Here is an 18279-nt window from a genome sequence, read left to right on the forward strand (position 1 = left end):
CCCCACACCGCACCGCCGCGCAATGTGCAGCTATCGCTGAAGGAGATCGAGCAGGGCGGATTCGCGAGGGCGCGATGCAAAGGCCACAGAGCCGATACGAGCCTCCCTGAGCGGGGCGGTCAGCGGATCGGCCACGGCTCGCGACAGGCACAGGACACGGAGAGCCGGAGCCGGCGCTTGCTCAAGAACGGCCGCCAGACCTCGAGCGGCGCGGGGGGAGTGCAAGAGGACAGCGTCGAAACTGGCCAGTCTCGCCAAGGTCTCGGGCTCTGGCGCTTGATCGCGCGCCGCATAGACCGCCAGAGCTCGCGTTGAAATCCCTTCGGAGTCGAGGAGAGCGGGGAGGTCGGCGGCAGGCTGAAGGGCGCCGACACACAGCACCGGGCCGGGCAGGGTTCGAGCGATCAGCGCCGCCAGCGCCTCGACGTCGCCGTCGGCGTTGAGCGGTTCGACGAAGCCCACCGCCTGCGCGGCGCGGGCCGTGGTCTCACCCACGGCGAAAACGGGCAGATCGCGCGCGGCGGTCAGGCGTGCAAAGGCCTCGACGCCATTAGCGCTGGTGAAGGCCAGGGCCGCGATCCCGGTCAGATCGATCGCGGGACTGAGAAAATCGATCTCCAGCAAAGGATCGACAAGCGCCGTAAAGCCCAAGGCCTCGACGCGGCGAGCGGTGGCTTCTGCGCCGGGACGGGCGCGGGTGATCCAGATCGCGCCGCCCGCGCTCATCGCCTAGTCCGCCAGAATCAGGGCGTCGCCGCCCTCGGTCTTGACGGCCAGGCCCAATGAAAGGCCCAGCTCGCGGGCGGCCGCGGTGTCATCGGAGCCGTCGAGCATGACCTCGCCTTCGCGACGGAAACGTCGGACGCCGTCTGGTGTCAGCGCCTCGACGATCATCGTCAGATGCTGGCCATCCAGAATGGCATAGGCGCCGATAGCGGTGCGGCACGAGCCTTCGAGCGCGTAGAGCGCGCCGCGCTCGGCGGCGACGCGGATCGTGGTGGATTGGCAGCGAACGGAGTGCAGCCATTCTGCGTTGACGTCCTCCAGCCGGGTCTCGATCACCAGCGCGCCTTGCCCGGGCGCCGGGGGCGCGGCGAAGGGGTCGATCCAGCTTTTGGCGACATGATCCAGGCCCATGCGGTTCAGGCCCGACTGGGCCAGCAGAATAGCATCGGCTTCACCGCGCTCCAGCTTGGCCAGACGCGTATCGACATTGCCGCGCAGCATGACGATCTCAAGGTCGGGCCGCACGTGCAGGGCCTGCGCTTGCCGGCGCAAAGAGGCGGTGCCGAGGCGCGCGCCGTGGGGAAGGTCTTCGAGCCGGTCACAGATATTGCTGATGAAGGCGTCGCGCGGATCCTCGCGCTCCGGCGTGGCGGCCAGGATCAAGCCCGGCGGCAGTTCGGCCGGCATGTCCTTCAGTGAATGAATGGCGCAATCGATGCGACCCGCCAACAGGGCTTCCTCGATCTCCTTCGTGAAGAGGCCCTTGCCGCCGATCTCCATCAGGCGGCGGTCCTGAATGCGGTCGCCGGTGGTGACGATCGGGATCAGGGGCGCATAGGCCTCTTCCTCGCCGGGCGAACCGCCAAGAGCGGCGGCGATCCGCGCCTGCATAAGGCCCGATTGCGCCAGGGACAGCTTGGAGCCACGGGCGCCGATACGGATGGGAGGTTGCCGGGACACGGTCTGAACGTTACCTGCGGGGACGAGATCAAGAAGCCCCTGCTGCTACAGGACCGGCGGAAAGCCCGCAACCGAATGACCGACCCTACAGATCTTGGGCTGACCATCCTTGGCCTGGAGACCAGCTGCGACGAGACCGCGGCCTCGGTCGTGCGCCGCGCGGCCGACGGAAGGGTCACGGTGCTGTCTTCGGTCATCGGCACCCAGTTCGAGCAGCACGCCCCGTTCGGCGGGGTGGTGCCGGAAATCGCCGCCCGCGCGCACGTAGAGGCTATCGACGCCATCACCGCCGAGGCCATGCGCGCGGCGGGGATCGGGTTTGAGGATCTGGATGGCGTGGCCGCCACGGCCGGCCCGGGCCTGGTGGGCGGCGTGATGGTCGGGCTGGCTTTCGGCAAGGCCGTGGCTTTGGCGCGCGACGTGCCGCTGGTGGCGGTCAATCACCTGGAAGGCCACGCGGTTTCGGCCCGCCTCGGCGCCGACGTTCCCTATCCCTTCCTGCTGCTGCTGGTCTCGGGCGGGCACTGCCAATTGCTGGAAGTGGCCGGGGTAGGGGCCTGCACACGCCTGGGCACCACCATCGACGACGCGGCCGGCGAGGCCTTCGACAAGATCGCCAAGTCGTTGGGCCTGCCCTATCCGGGCGGTCCGGCCCTTGAGCAGTTGGCGACAACGGGCGATGCCTCAAAGTTCGAGCTCCCCCGCGCCCTGCTGGGCCGCAAGGATTGCGACTTCTCGTTCTCGGGCCTGAAGACCGCCGCCGCGCGCCAGGCCGAGAAGATCACCGACCAACAATCGCGCGCCGATCTGGCCGCCGCCGTGCAAGGCGCCATCGCTCGTCAGCTGTCCGAGCGCACCGACCGGGCAATGAAGCTCTACAAGGAAAGCCATCCAGACCAGGCGCTGCGTTTCGTCGTGGCCGGCGGAGTGGCGGCCAATGGCGCGGTCAAGGCCGCGCTGCGCAATAATTGCGACGACAACGGCTTTTCGTTCGACGCCCCGCCCCTGGCCTATTGCACCGACAACGCCGCGATGATCGCCCTGGCCGGCGCCGAGCGACTGGCCCTGGGCATCAGCGACGATCTCGACGCCGTGGCGCGACCGCGTTGGCCGCTAGACGAGGCGGCAGCGTTATCCAATCCGAGCAACAGTTTCGGTCGCAAGGGAGCCAAGGCATGACGACCTTTCAGAACGCGGGCTTCAAGCACGTGGGCGTCATTGGCGCAGGGGCTTGGGGCACCGCCCTGGCCCAGGTCTGCGCGCGCGCCGGCCTTCGGGTTACCCTGCAAGCCCGCGAAACCGAGGTCGTCGCCAGCATCGCCGACAAGCGCGAAAACACCCTTTTCCTGCCCGGGGTCGCCTTGGAGTCCGACATCGCCGCCGTCGCTGACATGAGTGGTCTGGCCGACTGCGACCTGATCCTGGCCGTGGCTCCGGCTCAGCACCTGCGCTCGGCCCTGAAGGCGCTCGCCCCGCACCTGCGCCCCGGCGTGCCGGTGGTGCTGTGCGCCAAGGGCGTCGAGCAGGGCACGCTGAAACTGATGACGGAGGTCGCCGTCGAGACCATTCCCACCGCGCCGCTGGCCGTGCTGTCGGGTCCCAGCTTCGCTGGCGAGGTGGCCCGCAATCTGCCCACCGCCGTGACCCTGGCTTGCGAGGACGAGGCGCTGGGCCGCGCCATCGCCGAGGCCATCGCCACCCCGACCTTCCGGCCCTATATCGCCGCAGACATGATCGGGGCCGAGGCTGGCGGGGCGGTAAAGAACGTCCTGGCCATCGCCTGCGGCATCGTCGAGGGCAAGGGCCTGGGCCGCAGCGCCCACGCCGCCCTGATCACCCGGGGCTTTGCCGAACTGACCCGCCTGGCCATGGCCTTGGGCGCCAAGGCCGAGACCGTCGCCGGCCTGTGCGGCCTGGGCGACCTTGTGCTCACCTGCTCAAGCCCTCAATCGCGCAACATGAGCGTCGGCCTGGCCCTGGGCCAGGGCATGACCCTGCAGGAAGCCCTGGCCGGCAAGCTGTCGGTGGCCGAAGGCGTCGCGTCGGCGCCAGCCGTGCGGGATCTGGCCGCGCGCCTGGGAGTCGAGATGCCGATCTGCCAGGCCGTGGCCGCCATTCTGGCAGGTGAAGCCGAGGTCGACGCCGCCATCGCGGGCCTTCTGTCCCGCCCCCTCAAATCCGAAGCCTGACCCCCTTCTACAGGAGCGCCCGATGCCCCTCTTCGCCATCACCTGCAAGGACAAGCCCGGCGCCCTCGAGACGCGCCTGGCCATCCGTCCCGTCCATCTGGACTATCTGAAAGGCTCGACCGGCCTGAAGCTGGCCGGGGCCCTGCTCGGCGAGGACGGCAGTCCGGTCGGTTCGCTGCTGATCGTCGAGGCCGAGGATCTGGCCGCCGCTCAGGCCCAGGCCGACAACGACCCCTTCACCACCGCCGGTGTGTTCGAGAGCGTCGAGGTCCGCCCCTGGCGTCTGGCCATCGGCGAGCTCTAGCGCACAGGTGCGCGACCCGGACAACCCCGCTCGCCCGGCCCCGGGAACCGTGCTTTGCGCCCTGGGCGAGATCGCCTCGCCTGGCGCCAAGGGGTTCCGATTTCGCGAGGGAGACGCCCTGTTCGCAGGCTTCGTCGTTCGCCAAGGCGACGCGGTGTTCGGCTATATCGACAGCTGCCCCCATGCCGGCTGGCCGATGGCGGGGTTCGCCGGTCGCTACCTGACCCGCGACAACGACCTGATCCTGTGCGGCGGCCACGGGGCCCTCTTCAGGATCGAGGACGGCGCCTGCATCGCGGGCCCCTGCCCGGGCCAGATCCTATTGCCTTGGCCGGTGCGGATTGAGCAGGGGGACGTACTGGTCGACTGACGACCACATTGGGTCAGAAGATCATCGGAGCAAGCGCCGGCGCGGCGCTGCTGCAAGCGGCGATGGCGAGCACCGGCCTCTGGGTGGCGTTCAGCCTGGGGTCGCCTTTGCACCGCGCCGAAATCTCGGCCAAGGAGCAGGCTCGAGGCCTGGCCGAGGTCAATACGACCATGAACCAGATGGACCAGGTCACCCAGCAAAACGCCGCCATGGTCGAGGAAACCACCGCCGCCAGCCATGCGCTCGCTCAAGAAGCCACGCGCCTTGCCGAACGGATGAGCGAGCTGCGGATCGAGGGCGGTGATCGCCAGAGCGTACGACGGGCGGCTTAAACAACGGCTGTCGTCCCGGACGGTCTGAAAGGCCGATCCGGGACCGCCGGAAACTCAGCGCTAAGGGTCGGTTCCGGATCGGCGCGCTGCGCGCTTGTCCGGGATGACGAGATTTACTGGGGGGCTTTCTCCGCCGAGAACGCCGCCAGGTCTTCGATCAGGGCCTTGGCCGCCATGGCGACCAGTTCGCCGCCCTTTTCCGGCGTGGCCAGAGCAGGATCCGAACCCATCCGGCCATCCGGATAGCGCGCCCGGAAATCCAGGGCCTCGCGGATCGGACCAGTCGGGGCGATCTTGGGCTCGTAGGCCGTGGTCTTGATCGTTTCGGGATAGGCCCACTGCGTCACCGCGATCTCGGACGGGGTCGCGTGGCTGCCATGACCCACCGGGAACTGGCGATTGGCCAGAGCCATGACGCCGGCCAGGTCCCACCAGTTCTTCAGCTTCAACGCGAACGGCGCATGCGCGCCCCGGAAGCTGTAGTCCGCGTAGATCTCCGAGAACGCCGCCTCGATGGAGGCGACATTGCCGCCATGGCCGTTCAGGAAATAGATCCGCTCGAAGCCGTGCGCGCCCAGCGAACGCACCCAGTCGCCAATGGCGGCGATGAAGGTGGAAGGCCGCAGGAAGATCGTGCCCGGGAAGGCCAGATGGTGCTGGGCCATGCCGATATTGAAGGTCGGCGCCACCAGCACGGTGTCCGACAGCTTCTGGGCCTCGTGCGAGATGATCTCCGGGCACAGCCAGTCGGTGCCCAGCAAGCCGGTCGGGCCGTGTTGCTCGTTGGAGCCGATGGGCACCACGACGGTCTTCGAGGTCTGCAGGAAGGTCTCGATCTCGGACCAGGTGGAGAGCGCGAGCAGCATGTAAGCCTCCTGAACAACAGTCACCCGGCATAGCGCGCCGCGATCACGCAAGAAACCGCAATGGTATCCTTGCGCGCCCCCGCCGCCTTCGCATACTCCCGCCGCAACGAGACCAAGGGAGTAGACGGCGTGAACGACGGACAGGTTTTCCCGGTTCCTGAGGCCCTGGCGCGCGAGGCCCATATCGACGCCGCCGCCTATGAGGCCGCCCTCGTGCGGGTCGAGGCCGATCCGGAAGGCTACTGGCGCGACATGGCCGCCCGCCTCGACTGGATCACCCCGCCCACCCAGATCAAGGACGTCTCGTTCGCCAAGGACGACTTCCGCATCCGCTGGTACGCCGACGGGGTGCTGAACGTCAGCGCCAACTGCATCGACCGCCACCTGCCGCACAGGAAGAACGATGTCGCCCTGGTGTTCGAGGGCGACGATCCGGGGACCTCCGACACCCTGACCTATGGCCAGTTGCACGAGGAGGTTTGCCGCATGGCCAACGTCCTCAAGGCGCAGGGCGTCCAGAAGGGCGACCGGGTGACGATCTACCTGCCGATGATCCCCATCGCGGCCGTGGCCATGCTGGCCTGCGCGCGGATCGGGGCGGTGCACTCGGTGGTGTTCGGCGGCTTCTCGCCCGACAGCATCGCCGGCCGCATCCAGGACTGCGCCTCGCACTTCGTGATCACCGCCGACGAGGGCAAGCGCGGCGGCAAGCGCGTGCCGCTGAAGGCCAATATCGACGAAGCCCTGCAAAGCTGCCCATGGGTCGGCAAGGTGCTGATGGTGCGCTGGACCGGGGCCGACGTGCCGCTGGTCCACGGCCGCGACATCGTCTGGGAGGACGTTCGCGACACCGTCTCGGCTGACTGCCCGCCCGAGCCGATGAACGCCGAGGATCCGCTGTTCATCCTCTATACCTCGGGCTCGACGGGGAAGCCCAAGGGCGTATTGCACACCACGGGCGGCTATCTGGCCTGGGCGTCGTGGACCTTTTGGGCCGTGTTCGACTACAAGCCCCCGTCTGAAGGCAAGAAGGGCGAAGTCTTCTGGTGCACCGCCGACGTCGGCTGGGTGACCGGTCACAGCTATGTGGTCTACGGCCCGCTCTCGAACGGCGGGACCAGCCTGATCTTCGAGGGCGTGCCCAACTATCCCACACCCAGCCGGTTCTGGGAGGTGATCGACAAGCACAAGGTCGAGATCTTCTACACCGCCCCCACCGCCCTGCGGGCCCTGATGCGTGAGGGCGACGACTATGTGCTGAAGAACGACCTGTCGTCCCTGCGGGTGCTGGGCAGCGTCGGCGAGCCGATCAACCCCGAGGCCTGGCTCTGGTATCATCGCGTGGTCGGCAAGAGCCGCCTGCCCATCGTCGATACCTGGTGGCAGACTGAAACCGGCGGCATGCTGATCACCCCCCTGCCGGGCGCGACGGCCCTGAAGCCCGGCTCGGCCTCCAAGCCCCTGCCCGGCGTCAAACCGCAATTGGTCGACGCCGAAGGCGGTGTGCTTGACGGCGCGACCGAGGGCAATCTGGTGATCACCGACAGCTGGCCGGGCCAGATGCGCACGGTCTATGGCGACCACCAGCGCTTCTTCGAGACCTATTTCAGCGCCTATCCCGGCAAGTATTTCACCGGCGATGGCTGCAAGCGCGACGCCGATGGCTATTACTGGATCACCGGCCGGGTGGACGACGTGATCAACGTCTCGGGCCACCGCTTGGGCACGGCCGAGATCGAGAGCGCTCTCGTGGCCCACGAGACCGTCGCCGAGGCCGCCGTGGTCGGCTATCCGCACGACATCAAGGGTCAGGGCGTCTACGCCTATGTGACGCTCAAGGCCGGGCAGGCCCCGACCGACGACCTGCGCAAGGCCCTGATCCTGTGGGTGCGCCACGAGATCGGCCCGTTCGCTGCGCCGGACATCATCCAGTGGGCTCCGGGCCTGCCCAAGACCCGCTCGGGCAAGATCATGCGCCGTATCCTGCGCAAGATCGCCGAGAACGAACTGGGCAGCCTTGGCGACACCTCGACCCTGGCCGATCCCTCTGTGGTCGACGATCTGGTGAAAAACAGAGCTGGCACGTGACAGCGTCACGCGCCTGACCTTGCATGAATAGAAGCCTTTTCAAGAAAAAGGCTTCGGGGCCTAACCGAACCTTCGCCGGCGCGTTAGCGTGAGCATGATGCGCCGGCTGCTACCCCTTGTCCTGACACTCGCCCTGGCGACACCGGTTCTGGCCGACGCCGGATGGACCGAAAAACTGCGTGCCGGCCAGATCCCCATCGAGGCCCATGCCGACGCTCTCGGACGTGGCGGCATGGTCAAGGCGGCCATCGATATTCCGGCGCCCGCCGCCGTGGTCTGGCGCACCATCCTCGACTGCGACCGCGCCGCCCGCATGACCCCCAGCGTCAAACGCTGCAAGGTGATCGCGCGCGCGCCCGACGGACGCTCAGAAACGCGGGAGCACTTGGTGAAATGGGGCTTCTTCCTGCCGACTCTGCGCTCGACCTCGCGCGTGGATTTCGACTCCGACCGCATCATCCGATTTACCTGCGTCGGCGGCGACATCCGCGCCTGCGAGGGATTCTGGACGCTGGAGCCGATCAAGGGCGGAACCGGCACCCGCGTGACCTACGAGATGTGGGCCGCCGCGCCGTTCGCCGTGCCGATCCCCGTGCTCAGCGGCCTGATGCGTCGCGACGTTCCCAACGCCTTGCGAGCCCTGCGCCGTGAATGCCAGAACGCCGAATGACGCAGGCCGAAGCCGATGCGCCCGACGGCCTGTGGCTGTTCGACGGCGTCTGCAATATCTGCTCGGGCTCGGTCGCCGCCGTCCTGAAGCTGGATCGCGAGGGTGTCATCCGCTTCACCCCGATCCAGTCGCCCTATGGCCGCCAGCTCGCCGCCGCCCACGGGATCGATCCGGACAATCCGGCCAGCTTCCTGTTCCTCGATCATGGCCAAGCGCTGGAGAAGACCGCCGCCATCGGCGCCCTGCTGCGGCTACTGAAAGCGCCCTGGCGCTGGCTGGCGCTGGTCGACCGCCTGCCCCGAGGACCAGCCGACGCCGCCTATGACTGGCTCGCCGCCAACCGCTATCGACTGATGGGCAAGAAGGCCGCTTGCATGGTTCCTTCGCCCGCCGACCGGGCACGCTTCATCCTGGACCTGCCCGCGGAGTAGGCGCGCCGCTTCATGACAGGACGGTAAGGTTTCGCCTCGACAGGGCGATGCTAGGGTCTCGCGCAACCGCGTTGCTGGAGCTCTCCGAATGATCCGTCCCGTCGCCAAGGCCGCCCTTGTGGCGCTGGCCCTCTCGACCACCGCCCTGTCGCCCATGGCCTTCGCCGCCCAGGACAAGACTGGCGCGCCGTCGATCGTCGTGCCGCCGATCGTCTACAAGGAGCGGGTGCTGGCCAACGGCATGAAGGTGTTCACGGCCCGCGACACGACCACGCCTAACGTGACGGTGCAGGTCTGGTACGGCGTCGGCTCCAAGGACGACCCGGAAGGCCGCTCGGGCTTCGCGCACCTTTTCGAACACCTGATGTTCAAGGCCACGCGCAACATGCCCAACGAGACCCTCGACCGGCTGACCGAGGACGTTGGCGGCTTCAACAACGCCTCCACCTATGACGACTTCACCAACTATTACGAGGTGGTGCCGGCCAACCATCTGGAGCGCCTGCTGTGGGCCGAGGCCGACCGCCTGGGCTCGCTGGTCATCGACGAGGCGGTCTTCGCCTCCGAGCGCGACGTCGTGAAGGAAGAGCTGCGCCAGCGCGTTCTGGCCGACCCCTATGGCCGCCTCTTCGCCCTCTATGTGCCGCAGCAGTCTTTCGCCGCTCACCCCTACAAGCGCCCGGGCATCGGCTCGATCGAGGAGCTGGACGCGGCCACCGTCGACGACGTGCGCGCCTTCCACGCCACCTATTATCGTCCCGACAACGCCGCCCTGATCGTGGCCGGCAATTTCGATGAGGCCCAGCTGCAGGCCCTGGTCGACAAGTATTTCGCGCCGCTCAAGACCCCGGCCGCGCCCCTGCCCAAGGTGACCGTGGTCGAGCCGCCGCGCACGGGTCCCAAGACCGTCAACACCTACGGTCCCAACGTGCCGCTGCCGGCGGTGGCGATCACTTGGCTGGCCCCGGCCTCGGCCGACAAGGACGCGCCGGCCCTGGCCGTGCTGGACGCCATCCTATCGGCCGGCAAGTCGTCGCGGCTCTATGACACTCTCGTTTATGACCAGAAGATCGCCCAGTCGGTGTTCTCGTCCGGCCCGACCAACGCCCAGCCCGGCCTGATCTATGTCGGCGCCGTCATGGCCGGCGGCAAGACGGCCGAGCAGGGCGAGAGCGCCCTGCTGTCCCAGGTCGCCCGCCTGCGCGACGCCCCACCGACTGCCGCCGAGCTGGCCGAGGCCAAGACCGGTCTGCTGGCCGACGCCGTGCGTCGCCGCGAGGAGATCGACGGCCGCGCCTTCGCCATCGGCTACGCCCTGCTGACCGACGGCGACGCCGCCCGCGCCAACACCAACCTGGCAGACCTGCAGGCGGTGACCGCCGCCGACGTCCAGCGGGTCGCGAAAAAGTGGCTGGCCGACGACCGTCGCACCGCCATCCGCTATCTGCCCGAATCGGCCCGACCGGCCGGCGAGAAGGACAACACGCCGGTCCCGCCAAAGGTCGCCTCGGTGAAGTTTGACGGCGCCATCACCACCCTTGCTCCCGAAGCCGAGCGCCAGAAGATCCCGGCCGTCGCCGCACCCATTGCCGCCGTCCTGCCCTCGCCGGTCGAGAAGACGCTTGCCAACGGCCTGCGGGTCATCGTCGCCCGGTCCAGCGACCTGCCGCTGATCACCGCCGACCTGACCGTGCGTGGCGGATCCAGCGCCGATCCGACAGGCCTCGCCGGCGCGTCCAGCCTGACCTCCGACCTGCTGACAGAAGGCACCAAGACCCGCGGCGCGGTGGACATCGCCCGCCAGACCGAAGCCCTGGGCGCCAATCTGGCGGCCGGTTCGGGCTGGGAAGCTTCGTCCCTGACCCTCAGCGTCATCGCCGACAAGGCTGCACCGGCCATGGCGATCATGGCAGACGTCGCCCAGAACCCGGTCTTCAAGGCCGAGGAGCTCGACCGCGTTCGCGCGGAGACGCTGGACGGCCTGTCGGTGGCCTATCAGCGCCCGGGCAGCCTGGCCTCCTACGCTGTCGCCCCGGTGCTCTATGCCGGTTCGGCCTATGGCCATGTGGCCGGGGGCACGCCAGGCTCGTTGCCGAAGATCAAGCGCGAAGACCTGGTGAAGATGCATGCCGCCGCATGGCGACCGGACAACGCCGTGCTGGTTCTGACCGGCAACCTGTCGCCGGAAGCCGGCTTTGCCTTGGCCGAAAAGGCGTTTGGCGGCTGGAAGAAGCCCGCGACCCCGCCGCCGGCCACGCCGGCCGCGCCGACGGGTTACAAGCCGCGCAATGTCGTCATCGACCTGCCCGGCACCGGCCAGGCGGCCGTGACGCTCGCCAAGCCGGCCATCACCCGCGCCGACCCCAACTACTATTCGGGCCTGGTGACCAATGCGGTGCTGGGCGTGGGCTATTCCTCGCGCCTGAACCAGGAGATCCGCATCAAGCGCGGCCTGTCCTACGGCGCGGGTTCCAGCCTGACCCCGCAGGGCAAGTTCGGCAGCTTCTCGGCCCGCGTTCAGACCAAGAACGAGTCCGCCGGCCAGGTCGTCAGCCTGGTCCAGGCCGAGCTCACCCGTCTGGCGGCTGAACCGGCCTCAGCCAGCGAACTGACGGCTCGCAAGTCGGTGCTGGTCGGCGGCTTTGGCCGCGAACTGGGCACCTCCGAAGGCCTGGCCGACATCCTGGGCAACCTGGCCGTCTATGGCGTGCCGCTGAACGAGATCCAGAGCTATGCGAGCAAGGTCGAGGCGGTCAGCGCCAGCGACGTCCAGACCTTTGCCAAGTCGATGATGGATCCCACCCAGACCAGCATCATCATCGCCGGCGACCTCAAGGCGATGGGCGACACCCTGCCCGCCGCCGTGCCGAACGCCACGGTGATCCCGGCCGCCAAACTGGATCTCGACAGCCCGACCCTGACCAGCGGGAAGTAATGACAGATGTCAGGAGGGGCACTTGCCCCCTCCTGGCTGCTTCGCGGCCGCCCTCCCCCGTAGGAGGGGAAGACGAGATCGGCGCACCTAATCTTTCCCCTACGGGGAGGAGCGCGTCAGCGCGGAGCCGGCAGGTGCGTTGGCCTAAGCCTTGGGCTTGGCCAGCAGATCCCGGATCTCCATCAGCAGCACTTCCTGAGCGGCCGGGGCCGCTGGCGCTTCCGGTCCTGGCTCGGCTGCGTCAGCGCGGCGGATGCCGTTGACCACCTTGACCAGCATGAAGACCACGGCCGCCACGATCACGAACTGGATCAAGGTGTTGATGAAGGCCCCGTACTGAACGGCGACCTTCTCCACGGCCTCGGTGGCCGCGTTCTCGGGCTTGAGCACCCATTCCAGCTTGGAGAAGTCAAGGCCGCCCATCAGCAGGCCGATCGGCGGCATGATCACCTGGTCGACCAGGCTTTTGACGACGCCGTTGAAGGCCGCGCCGATGATCACACCCACGGCGAGATCGATGACGTTGCCGCGCGAGATGAACTCGCGAAATTCCTTGATGACGCTCATGACCGGGTCTCGCGATTAGCCTTCCGGAAAGGCGCGAGGCTGACGGCGTTCGCCCCTCAGGGTCAAGCTACTCGTCGGCGTTGAGCCGGGCCCGCAGTTCCTTGCCGCTCTTGAAGAACGGCACATGCTTGGCGCGGACATCGACCGTTTCGCCGGTGCGCGGATTGCGGCCCGAGCGGGCCGGGCGGGAGCGGACCGACAGGGCGCCAAAGCCCCGAAGCTCGACACGACCGCCGCCTTCCAGAGCGCCGATCATGCGCTCCAGGATCACGCTGACAACGCGCTCGACGTCTTTCTGCGTCAGGTGCGGATTTTCATTCGCGAGCCTGGCGATGAGTTCAGACTTGATCATCGATATCCCCGGCGCCGGAGGGAGGAACTGGCGCGTCCGGACCTTTGCCCAAGGGCGGTTGAGTCTTCAAGGGCCTGAGTGCGATTCTCATCGCCGCCGGGCTGGGCGCCGCTTGCGAAGCGAACACGAATGCTGCGCGCAGAAGCCAGATAAAGGCATTCTCTTAGCGTCCCGGTGCATAAAAGGGCATTATTTTCGACCATGCGTACAAACGGCAGTCGAAAGTACCACTTGGCAACAAAAATGGTGGGAGGCGCAAATTTCCCCCCGGGGCGGGGCGCCATGGTGAGCGCTGTCTTCACCAAATGTCCTCATGTCCAAGGACTTAGCGGAACACCGCGCGGCTTCGGCTAGCCCGGCGCGCAAAGAAAACGGCGGCCGGATCGCTCCGGCCGCCGCTGACTTCAATCCCGAAGAAGGGACGGAAGACTATTCCTTCGGGGTGGCCCGCTCGCGCAGGGCGGCGCCCAGGATGTCGCCCAGCGAAGCGCCGGAGTCCGACGAGCCGAACTGCTCGATGGCTTCCTTCTCTTCGGCCATTTCCAGCGACTTGATCGACATCGAAACGCGGCGAGCCGCCTTGTCGATGTTGGTGATCTGCGCGTCGATGCGGTCACCCACGGCGAAGCGTTCCGGACGTTGCTCCTGACGATCGCGCGACAGGTCCGACTTGCGGATGAACGCGGTCATCAGGGCGTCGTCTTCACCGAAGCGAACTTCGATGCCGCCGGTGGTCACTTCCGTCACCGTGACGGTCACGGTCTGGCTCTTGCGATAGGTGTCGCCCGACATCGGATCGCCGCCGAGCTGCTTGATGCCGAGCGAGATGCGTTCCTTCTCGACGTCGACGTCGAGAACCTTCGCCTTGACCATGTCGCCCTTTTTGTAGCGAGCCATGGCTTCTTCGCCCGACGCGCTCCAGTCGATGTCCGACAGGTGCACCATGCCGTCGATGTCGTTGTCGAGGCCGATGAACAGACCAAACTCGGTCGCGTTCTTGACTTCGCCTTCGACGGTCGAGCCGACCGGGTGGGTTTCGATGAACGAATCCCACGGGTTGGCCAGAGCCTGCTTCAGGCCCAGCGAAACGCGGCGCTTGGACGGATCGACGTCCAACACGACCACGTCGACTTCTTGCGAGGTCGAGACGATCTTGCCGGGGTGGACGTTCTTCTTGGTCCAGGACATTTCCGAGACGTGGACCAAGCCCTCCACACCCGCTTCCAGCTCAACAAACGCGCCGTAGTCGGTGATGTTGGTGATGCGGCCCGTGAACTTGGCGCCGACCGGGTACTTGGCTTCGACACCATCCCAGGGATCGGACTGCAGCTGCTTCATGCCGAGGCTGATGCGCTGGGTGTCCGGGTTGATCTTGACGATCTGCACCTTGACGGTGTCGCCAACGGCCAGGACTTGCGAGGGGTGGTTGACGCGCTTCCAGCTCATGTCGGTGACGTGCAGCAGGCCATCGATGCCGCCCAGGTCAACGAACGCACCGTAGTCGGTGATGTTCTTGACGACGCCTTCGCGAATTTCACCCTCTTGCAGCTGCGACACCAGTTCGGTGCGCTGCTCGGCGCGGGCTTCTTCCAGGATGGCGCGACGCGAGACGACGATATTGCCGCGCGGACGGTCCATCTTGAGGATGGCGAAGGGCTGTTCCTTGCCCATGAGCGGGCCGACGTCGCGCACCGGGCGGATATCGACCTGCGAGCCGGGCAGGAACGCCGAGGCGCCGCCCAGGTCGACGGTGAAGCCGCCCTTGACGCGACCGACGATGGCGCCGAGCACCGGGACGTTCTGAGCGTAAACGCCTTCCAGACGGGTCCAGGCTTCTTCGCGCTTGGCCTTTTCGCGGCTAATGACCGCTTCGCCGAGGGCGTTTTCCAGGCGTTCCAGAAAGACTTCGACGTGGTCGCCGACCTTGATGGTGGCCTTGCCGGCGTCATCAACGCCGAATTCCTTCTGCGGAACGCGACCTTCGGTCTTCAGACCGACGTCGATGATCGCGAAGTCCTTCTCGATCCCGACAACGATACCCTTGACGACGGTGCCTTCCTGGAAGTCGCGGCCGCCCATGGAATCGTTCAGCAGCGCTTCGAAATCGTCGCGCGTCGGGTTGAAGCTCATATCGTCAGCCATGCTGATGTTTAGTCTCGTGTTGAGGGAGGCCCCATTAGCGAAGGCCGTCGAATGACGGTTCTGGGGATTCCGGGTTGTGTGGATTTTCATGCGGACCGCAGCTTCCTAAGCGGCGGCGAGGCGGGCGTTAGATTAGCCCGGGAGGTTTCCCGACCGGGCGCGCGCCGTCTCGACAATGCGGCGGGCCGCATCGAAGGCCTGCTCTATAGTCATTTCTGACGTATCGAGCAAGACGGCGTCTGAGGCTTGGGTCATGGGAGATTCCGCGCGACCGCAGTCGCGCTCGTCGCGCCGCAGAATGTCGGCCAGGATTTCCTCGTAGGTAACGGTCTCGCCCTGACCGGTCAGCTGCTTCCAGCGCCGATCGGCCCTGACCTTCGCAGAGGCGGCGATGTAGAGCTTGGCCTGAGCTGCGGGGGCGATGACTGTTCCGATGTCGCGGCCATCGATGACTGCTCCGGGCTCCCGAGCGGCGAACTGCACCTGAAAATCACGGAGCGCCAAGCGCACCGCTGGATGAATGGCGACACGGCTGGCCAACTCACCTGCGGCGCGGGTGCGAAGCTGCGGTCGTTCCAGCTCTGCGGGCTCCAGCGCCATCGCCGCAGCCGTAGCGGCGGCGGCGTCATCGAGATCGCCGCCGCTCTCGCTTAGACGAACCCCGACGCCGCGGTAGAGCAGCCCGGAATCGAGTACGGGATAGCCGTAGAGCGCGCCCAGCCGATTGGCGATAGTGCCCTTGCCCGAGGCGGCGGGTCCGTCGACGGCGATCACGAAGCCCATGCTTCAGGCCTCCGACAGGTCGCCGCCGAGACCACGCATCATCTCGGCGAAACCCGGGAAGCTGGTGGCGATCATGCCCGGCTCGTCGACCGCGACGCCCTGCTGGGCGGCGAGGCCGAGGATCAGGTGGCTCATGGCGATGCGGTGATCGCCGTGGGTGTGGACCAGACCGCCGCCGCGCACAGGATGGTTGCCGCCGCGCGTGCCGACCACCGTCATGCCCTCGGGCTCCTCCTCGACCGTGACGCCGCAAGCCTGCAGACCCGCCGCCGTCAGGGCGATGCGGTCGCTTTCCTTGACCCGCATCTCGCCGATGCCGCGCATGACGGTGAGACCGTCTGCGAAGGCGGCGGCCACTGCCAGGATCGGATACTCGTCGATCATCGCCGGCGCGCGCTCGGGCGGCACGACGACGCCTCTCAGCCGCGAGTAGCGGGCGGTGATATCGCCGACTTCCTCGCCGCTCGACATCCGAACGTTCGAGATCACGAGGTCCGCACCCATTTCCTGCAGCGTCGTGAAGAGACCGGTGCGCAGCGAGTTGAGCATGACGCCCTCGACCGTCACCTCCGAGCCCGGAACGATCAGGCCGGCCACCAGCGGGAAAGCCGCCGACGACGGATCGCCCGGCACCGAGACGTGGGTTCCGGTCAGTTTCTGGCCCTCGGGCAGACGGATGTGGCGGACGCCGTCTCGGTCCTCGACGATCACTTCGGCCCCGAAGGCGCGGAGCATGCGCTCAGTGTGGTCGCGGGTAGCTTCGGGTTCGATGACCTCGACGCCGCCCTCGGCATGCAGGCCGGCCAGCAGCACGGCCGACTTCACCTGGGCCGAGGCCATCGGCAGAGTGTATTGTAGGCCGCGCAGATTGCCGCCCTTCAAGGTCAGGGGCAGCCGGCCCTTGTCGCGCCCGAACCAGGTGGCGCCCATGCGGGCGAGGGGATCCAGCACCCGGCCCATCGGGCGTCCGCGCAAGGATGCGTCGCCGGTGAAGGTGGAGCAGATCGGAAAGCCCGCCGCCGCGCCCATGATCAGGCGCACGCCGGTGCCGGCATTGCCGCAGTCGATGACGTCGGTCGGCTCAGAGAAGCCGCCATTGCCCTCGATCCGCCAGCGCCCGCCGCCCTCCTGCTCAACCCGCGCGCCGAAGGCCCGCATGGCGCGCGCGGTGGCCAGGACGTCGTCGCCCTCAAGCAGCCCCTCGACCGTGGTGGTGCCGCTCGCCAGCGCGCCCAGGATCATCGACCGGTGCGAAATCGACTTGTCGCCAGGAGCGCGAACGGTCCCGCGAAGGGCTCCGCCGGGCCCGCTTTTCAGTCCAGCCGCCGTCATGCCGTAACCGGCTCCCTGGTTATGGTGGGGTTCGCGAGGGGATTGCTTTTGACAGCGGGCCTTGGTCATGGCAAGTCACCGGCCGCTTTTCCCATCTGGATCAAAGGTCCGCCTCTTGGCCAATCCCGAATTGGGCGCAAAACAAATTTGCCCCAACTGCCAATCGAAATTCTACGACCTGGGGCGCCGTCCGGCCCTCTGTCCCAAATGCGGCGACTCGTTCGACCCGGAAGAGGCGCTGAAATCGCGCCGCGTCCGCGCTCGCGCGGTCACGCCTGACTATGACGCCGAGGACGAGAAGCCCGTCGTCGCTCCCAAGGAGGAGGACGGCTTCGAGGACGAGGTCGATGAGACCCCGGAAATCGACAAGGTCGAACCGGACGTCATCGAGACCGACGACGAAGACGCCGATCCGGGCACGCCGACCCCTGCGGACGGCGACGACCTGGGCGTCGACTTCGCCGAAGACGAGGATCTCGCCGAAGACGAAGCTGACGATGTGCCCTTCCTCGAAGACGAGGACGAAGACGATCTCGACGACGAAATCGAGGGTCTTCCGGGCGCCGGCAACGACGACACTTAGGACCTGAACCAGCCTTCGAAAAATTCTTCGAAAAAAGTTCGCCGGGAGGGTTGATCCAAAAATCCTCCCGGCATAGGTTCCGCGCCTCTTCGGGGGTCCAGACGATCGGCACCACGCAGAGACACCAAGGTTCTCTTGGGAAACCAAGGACCTCGGGGCTTTAGCTCAGCTGGTAGAGCGCTTGCATGGCATGCAAGAGGTCAGCGGTTCGACTCCGCTAAGCTCCACCATCCTTCCCTCAACGCCCAGCGGTGTTGGGGGAAGGGCCATTCCCAAACGCTTTCTGACGGTCGGGTGTTACGCCTGTTATAGGATGTAACAGCATGTCTAAACCTGTTCGCCGCCAAGGCAGCGCCGTCTACTATGCGAGACGCGCCGTTCCCAAAGACCTCCGCGAAGCCTTTGGCAAACGCGAGATTTGGAAGACCCTAAACACCACGGATTTTGATGCGGCGAAGCCATTAGAGCGCCGCCAGCAACTAGATGTTTGGTCCCGGACTTTGATGGGTTGGATCGACGTTGAATCTGTCGGCTCTTTTGTCCAGATTTTGCAGATGTATTCGTATGGGGTCAGGCCGTTGAGGGTCTTCAGACGGCGCGCGAAATTGTAGGCGTCGATGAAGTCGCCGAGGTGGCGGCGGAGATGATC

At 66.8% G+C, this 18279-nt stretch carries 17 protein-coding genes, 1 tRNA gene and 3 pseudogenes; 12 read left to right on the forward strand and 9 right to left on the reverse strand.

What is annotated here, in order from left to right; all coding sequences use genetic code 11:
• Positions 1-30: 30 nt before the first annotated feature.
• Both ACP69S_RS10945 and hemC read right to left on the reverse strand, forming a co-directional pair.
• The gene (locus tag ACP69S_RS10945) at positions 31-726 is read right to left on the reverse strand and encodes a uroporphyrinogen-III synthase (RefSeq protein WP_425997107.1); all 696 of its coding nucleotides are present in this window, start codon (positions 724-726) and stop codon (positions 31-33) included.
• Positions 727-729: 3 nt separating this feature from the next.
• The gene (hemC, locus tag ACP69S_RS10950) at positions 730-1686 is read right to left on the reverse strand and encodes a hydroxymethylbilane synthase (protein ID WP_425997108.1); all 957 of its coding nucleotides are present in this window, start codon (positions 1684-1686) and stop codon (positions 730-732) included.
• A gap of 75 nt (positions 1687-1761) precedes the next feature.
• On the opposite strand from hemC, the gene tsaD reads away from it, so the two are divergent.
• The 5 genes and pseudogenes from tsaD to ACP69S_RS10975 form a co-directional block, all read left to right on the forward strand.
• On the forward strand, positions 1762-2865 hold the full coding sequence (gene tsaD / locus ACP69S_RS10955; RefSeq protein ID WP_425997110.1) for a tRNA (adenosine(37)-N6)-threonylcarbamoyltransferase complex transferase subunit TsaD: 1104 nt from the start codon (positions 1762-1764) through the stop codon (positions 2863-2865).
• The gene (locus ACP69S_RS10960; RefSeq protein ID WP_425997112.1) at positions 2862-3875 is read left to right on the forward strand and encodes an NAD(P)H-dependent glycerol-3-phosphate dehydrogenase; all 1014 of its coding nucleotides are present in this window, start codon (positions 2862-2864) and stop codon (positions 3873-3875) included. The genes tsaD and ACP69S_RS10960 overlap by 4 nt, the downstream gene beginning before the upstream one ends.
• 22 nt (positions 3876-3897) lie before the next feature.
• Entirely contained in the window at positions 3898-4179 is a 282-nt protein-coding gene (locus ACP69S_RS10965) for a YciI family protein (protein ID WP_425997114.1), read from the forward strand.
• 7 nt (positions 4180-4186) lie between these two features.
• Positions 4187-4549, forward strand: coding sequence for a Rieske (2Fe-2S) protein (locus tag ACP69S_RS10970; protein WP_425997116.1), 363 nt, complete (start codon positions 4187-4189; stop codon positions 4547-4549).
• A gap of 125 nt (positions 4550-4674) precedes the next feature.
• A pseudogene (locus tag ACP69S_RS10975) lies at positions 4675-4881 on the forward strand (methyl-accepting chemotaxis protein); the annotation flags it as partial.
• A 113-nt stretch (positions 4882-4994) separates the two neighbouring features.
• On the opposite strand, the gene ACP69S_RS10980 reads toward ACP69S_RS10975, so the two are convergent.
• The gene (locus ACP69S_RS10980; RefSeq protein ID WP_425997117.1) at positions 4995-5747 is read right to left on the reverse strand and encodes a creatininase family protein; all 753 of its coding nucleotides are present in this window, start codon (positions 5745-5747) and stop codon (positions 4995-4997) included.
• A 129-nt stretch (positions 5748-5876) separates the two neighbouring features.
• Here ACP69S_RS10980 and acs point away from each other — a divergent pair, with 129 nt between their 5' ends.
• The 4 genes from acs (at position 5877) to ACP69S_RS11000 (ending at position 11871) form a co-directional block, all read left to right on the forward strand.
• On the forward strand, positions 5877-7835 hold the full coding sequence (gene acs, locus ACP69S_RS10985) for an acetate--CoA ligase (protein ID WP_425997119.1): 1959 nt from the start codon (positions 5877-5879) through the stop codon (positions 7833-7835).
• 94 nt (positions 7836-7929) lie between these two features.
• On the forward strand, positions 7930-8505 hold the full coding sequence (locus ACP69S_RS10990) for an SRPBCC family protein (RefSeq protein ID WP_425997136.1): 576 nt from the start codon (positions 7930-7932) through the stop codon (positions 8503-8505).
• Positions 8502-8936, forward strand: coding sequence for a thiol-disulfide oxidoreductase DCC family protein (locus ACP69S_RS10995; RefSeq protein WP_425997120.1), 435 nt, complete (start codon positions 8502-8504; stop codon positions 8934-8936). The genes ACP69S_RS10990 and ACP69S_RS10995 overlap by 4 nt, the downstream gene beginning before the upstream one ends.
• 88 nt (positions 8937-9024) lie before the next feature.
• Positions 9025-11871, forward strand: a complete 2847-nt coding sequence (locus ACP69S_RS11000; protein WP_425997122.1) for a M16 family metallopeptidase — start codon at positions 9025-9027, stop codon at positions 11869-11871.
• A 144-nt stretch (positions 11872-12015) separates the two neighbouring features.
• On the opposite strand, the gene mscL is transcribed toward ACP69S_RS11000, so the two are convergent.
• The 5 genes from mscL to aroA all read right to left on the reverse strand — a co-directional run bounded on the left by mscL (position 12016) and on the right by aroA (position 17047).
• Entirely contained in the window at positions 12016-12438 is a 423-nt protein-coding gene (gene mscL, locus ACP69S_RS11005; RefSeq protein ID WP_425997124.1) for a large-conductance mechanosensitive channel protein MscL, read from the reverse strand.
• Between the two features lie 67 nt (positions 12439-12505).
• Positions 12506-12790, reverse strand: a complete 285-nt coding sequence (locus tag ACP69S_RS11010; RefSeq protein WP_419253242.1) for an integration host factor subunit beta — start codon at positions 12788-12790, stop codon at positions 12506-12508.
• 429 nt (positions 12791-13219) lie between these two features.
• On the reverse strand, positions 13220-14932 hold the full coding sequence (rpsA, locus tag ACP69S_RS11015) for a 30S ribosomal protein S1 (RefSeq protein ID WP_425997126.1): 1713 nt from the start codon (positions 14930-14932) through the stop codon (positions 13220-13222).
• Between the two features lie 132 nt (positions 14933-15064).
• Positions 15065-15715 carry a (d)CMP kinase gene (gene cmk, locus ACP69S_RS11020; protein WP_425997128.1) on the reverse strand — a complete coding sequence of 217 codons (651 nt, stop codon included), beginning with the start codon at positions 15713-15715 and terminating at the stop codon, positions 15065-15067.
• 3 nt (positions 15716-15718) lie between these two features.
• A complete protein-coding gene (gene aroA, locus ACP69S_RS11025; protein WP_425997129.1) occupies positions 15719-17047 on the reverse strand; it encodes a 3-phosphoshikimate 1-carboxyvinyltransferase in 1329 nt (442 codons plus the stop codon).
• Between the two features lie 115 nt (positions 17048-17162).
• Between aroA and ACP69S_RS11030 the strand changes: the two genes are divergently transcribed.
• The 3 genes and pseudogenes from ACP69S_RS11030 to ACP69S_RS11040 all read left to right on the forward strand — a co-directional run.
• Positions 17163-17630, forward strand: coding sequence for a TIGR02300 family protein (locus tag ACP69S_RS11030; protein ID WP_425997130.1), 468 nt, complete (start codon positions 17163-17165; stop codon positions 17628-17630).
• 154 nt (positions 17631-17784) lie between these two features.
• A tRNA-Ala gene (locus tag ACP69S_RS11035) sits at positions 17785-17860 on the forward strand.
• Positions 17861-17953: 93 nt separating this feature from the next.
• A pseudogene (locus ACP69S_RS11040) lies at positions 17954-18046 on the forward strand (DUF6538 domain-containing protein); the annotation flags it as partial.
• 63 nt (positions 18047-18109) lie between these two features.
• Here the strand turns inward: ACP69S_RS11040 and ACP69S_RS11045 are convergent.
• Positions 18110-18279 (reverse strand): annotated as a pseudogene (locus ACP69S_RS11045) (IS481 family transposase); the annotation flags it as partial.

Origin of the sequence: Caulobacter sp. DWR1-3-2b1 (assembly GCF_049895765.1) — a bacterium.
Classification (GTDB): Bacteria; Pseudomonadota; Alphaproteobacteria; order Caulobacterales; family Caulobacteraceae; genus Caulobacter.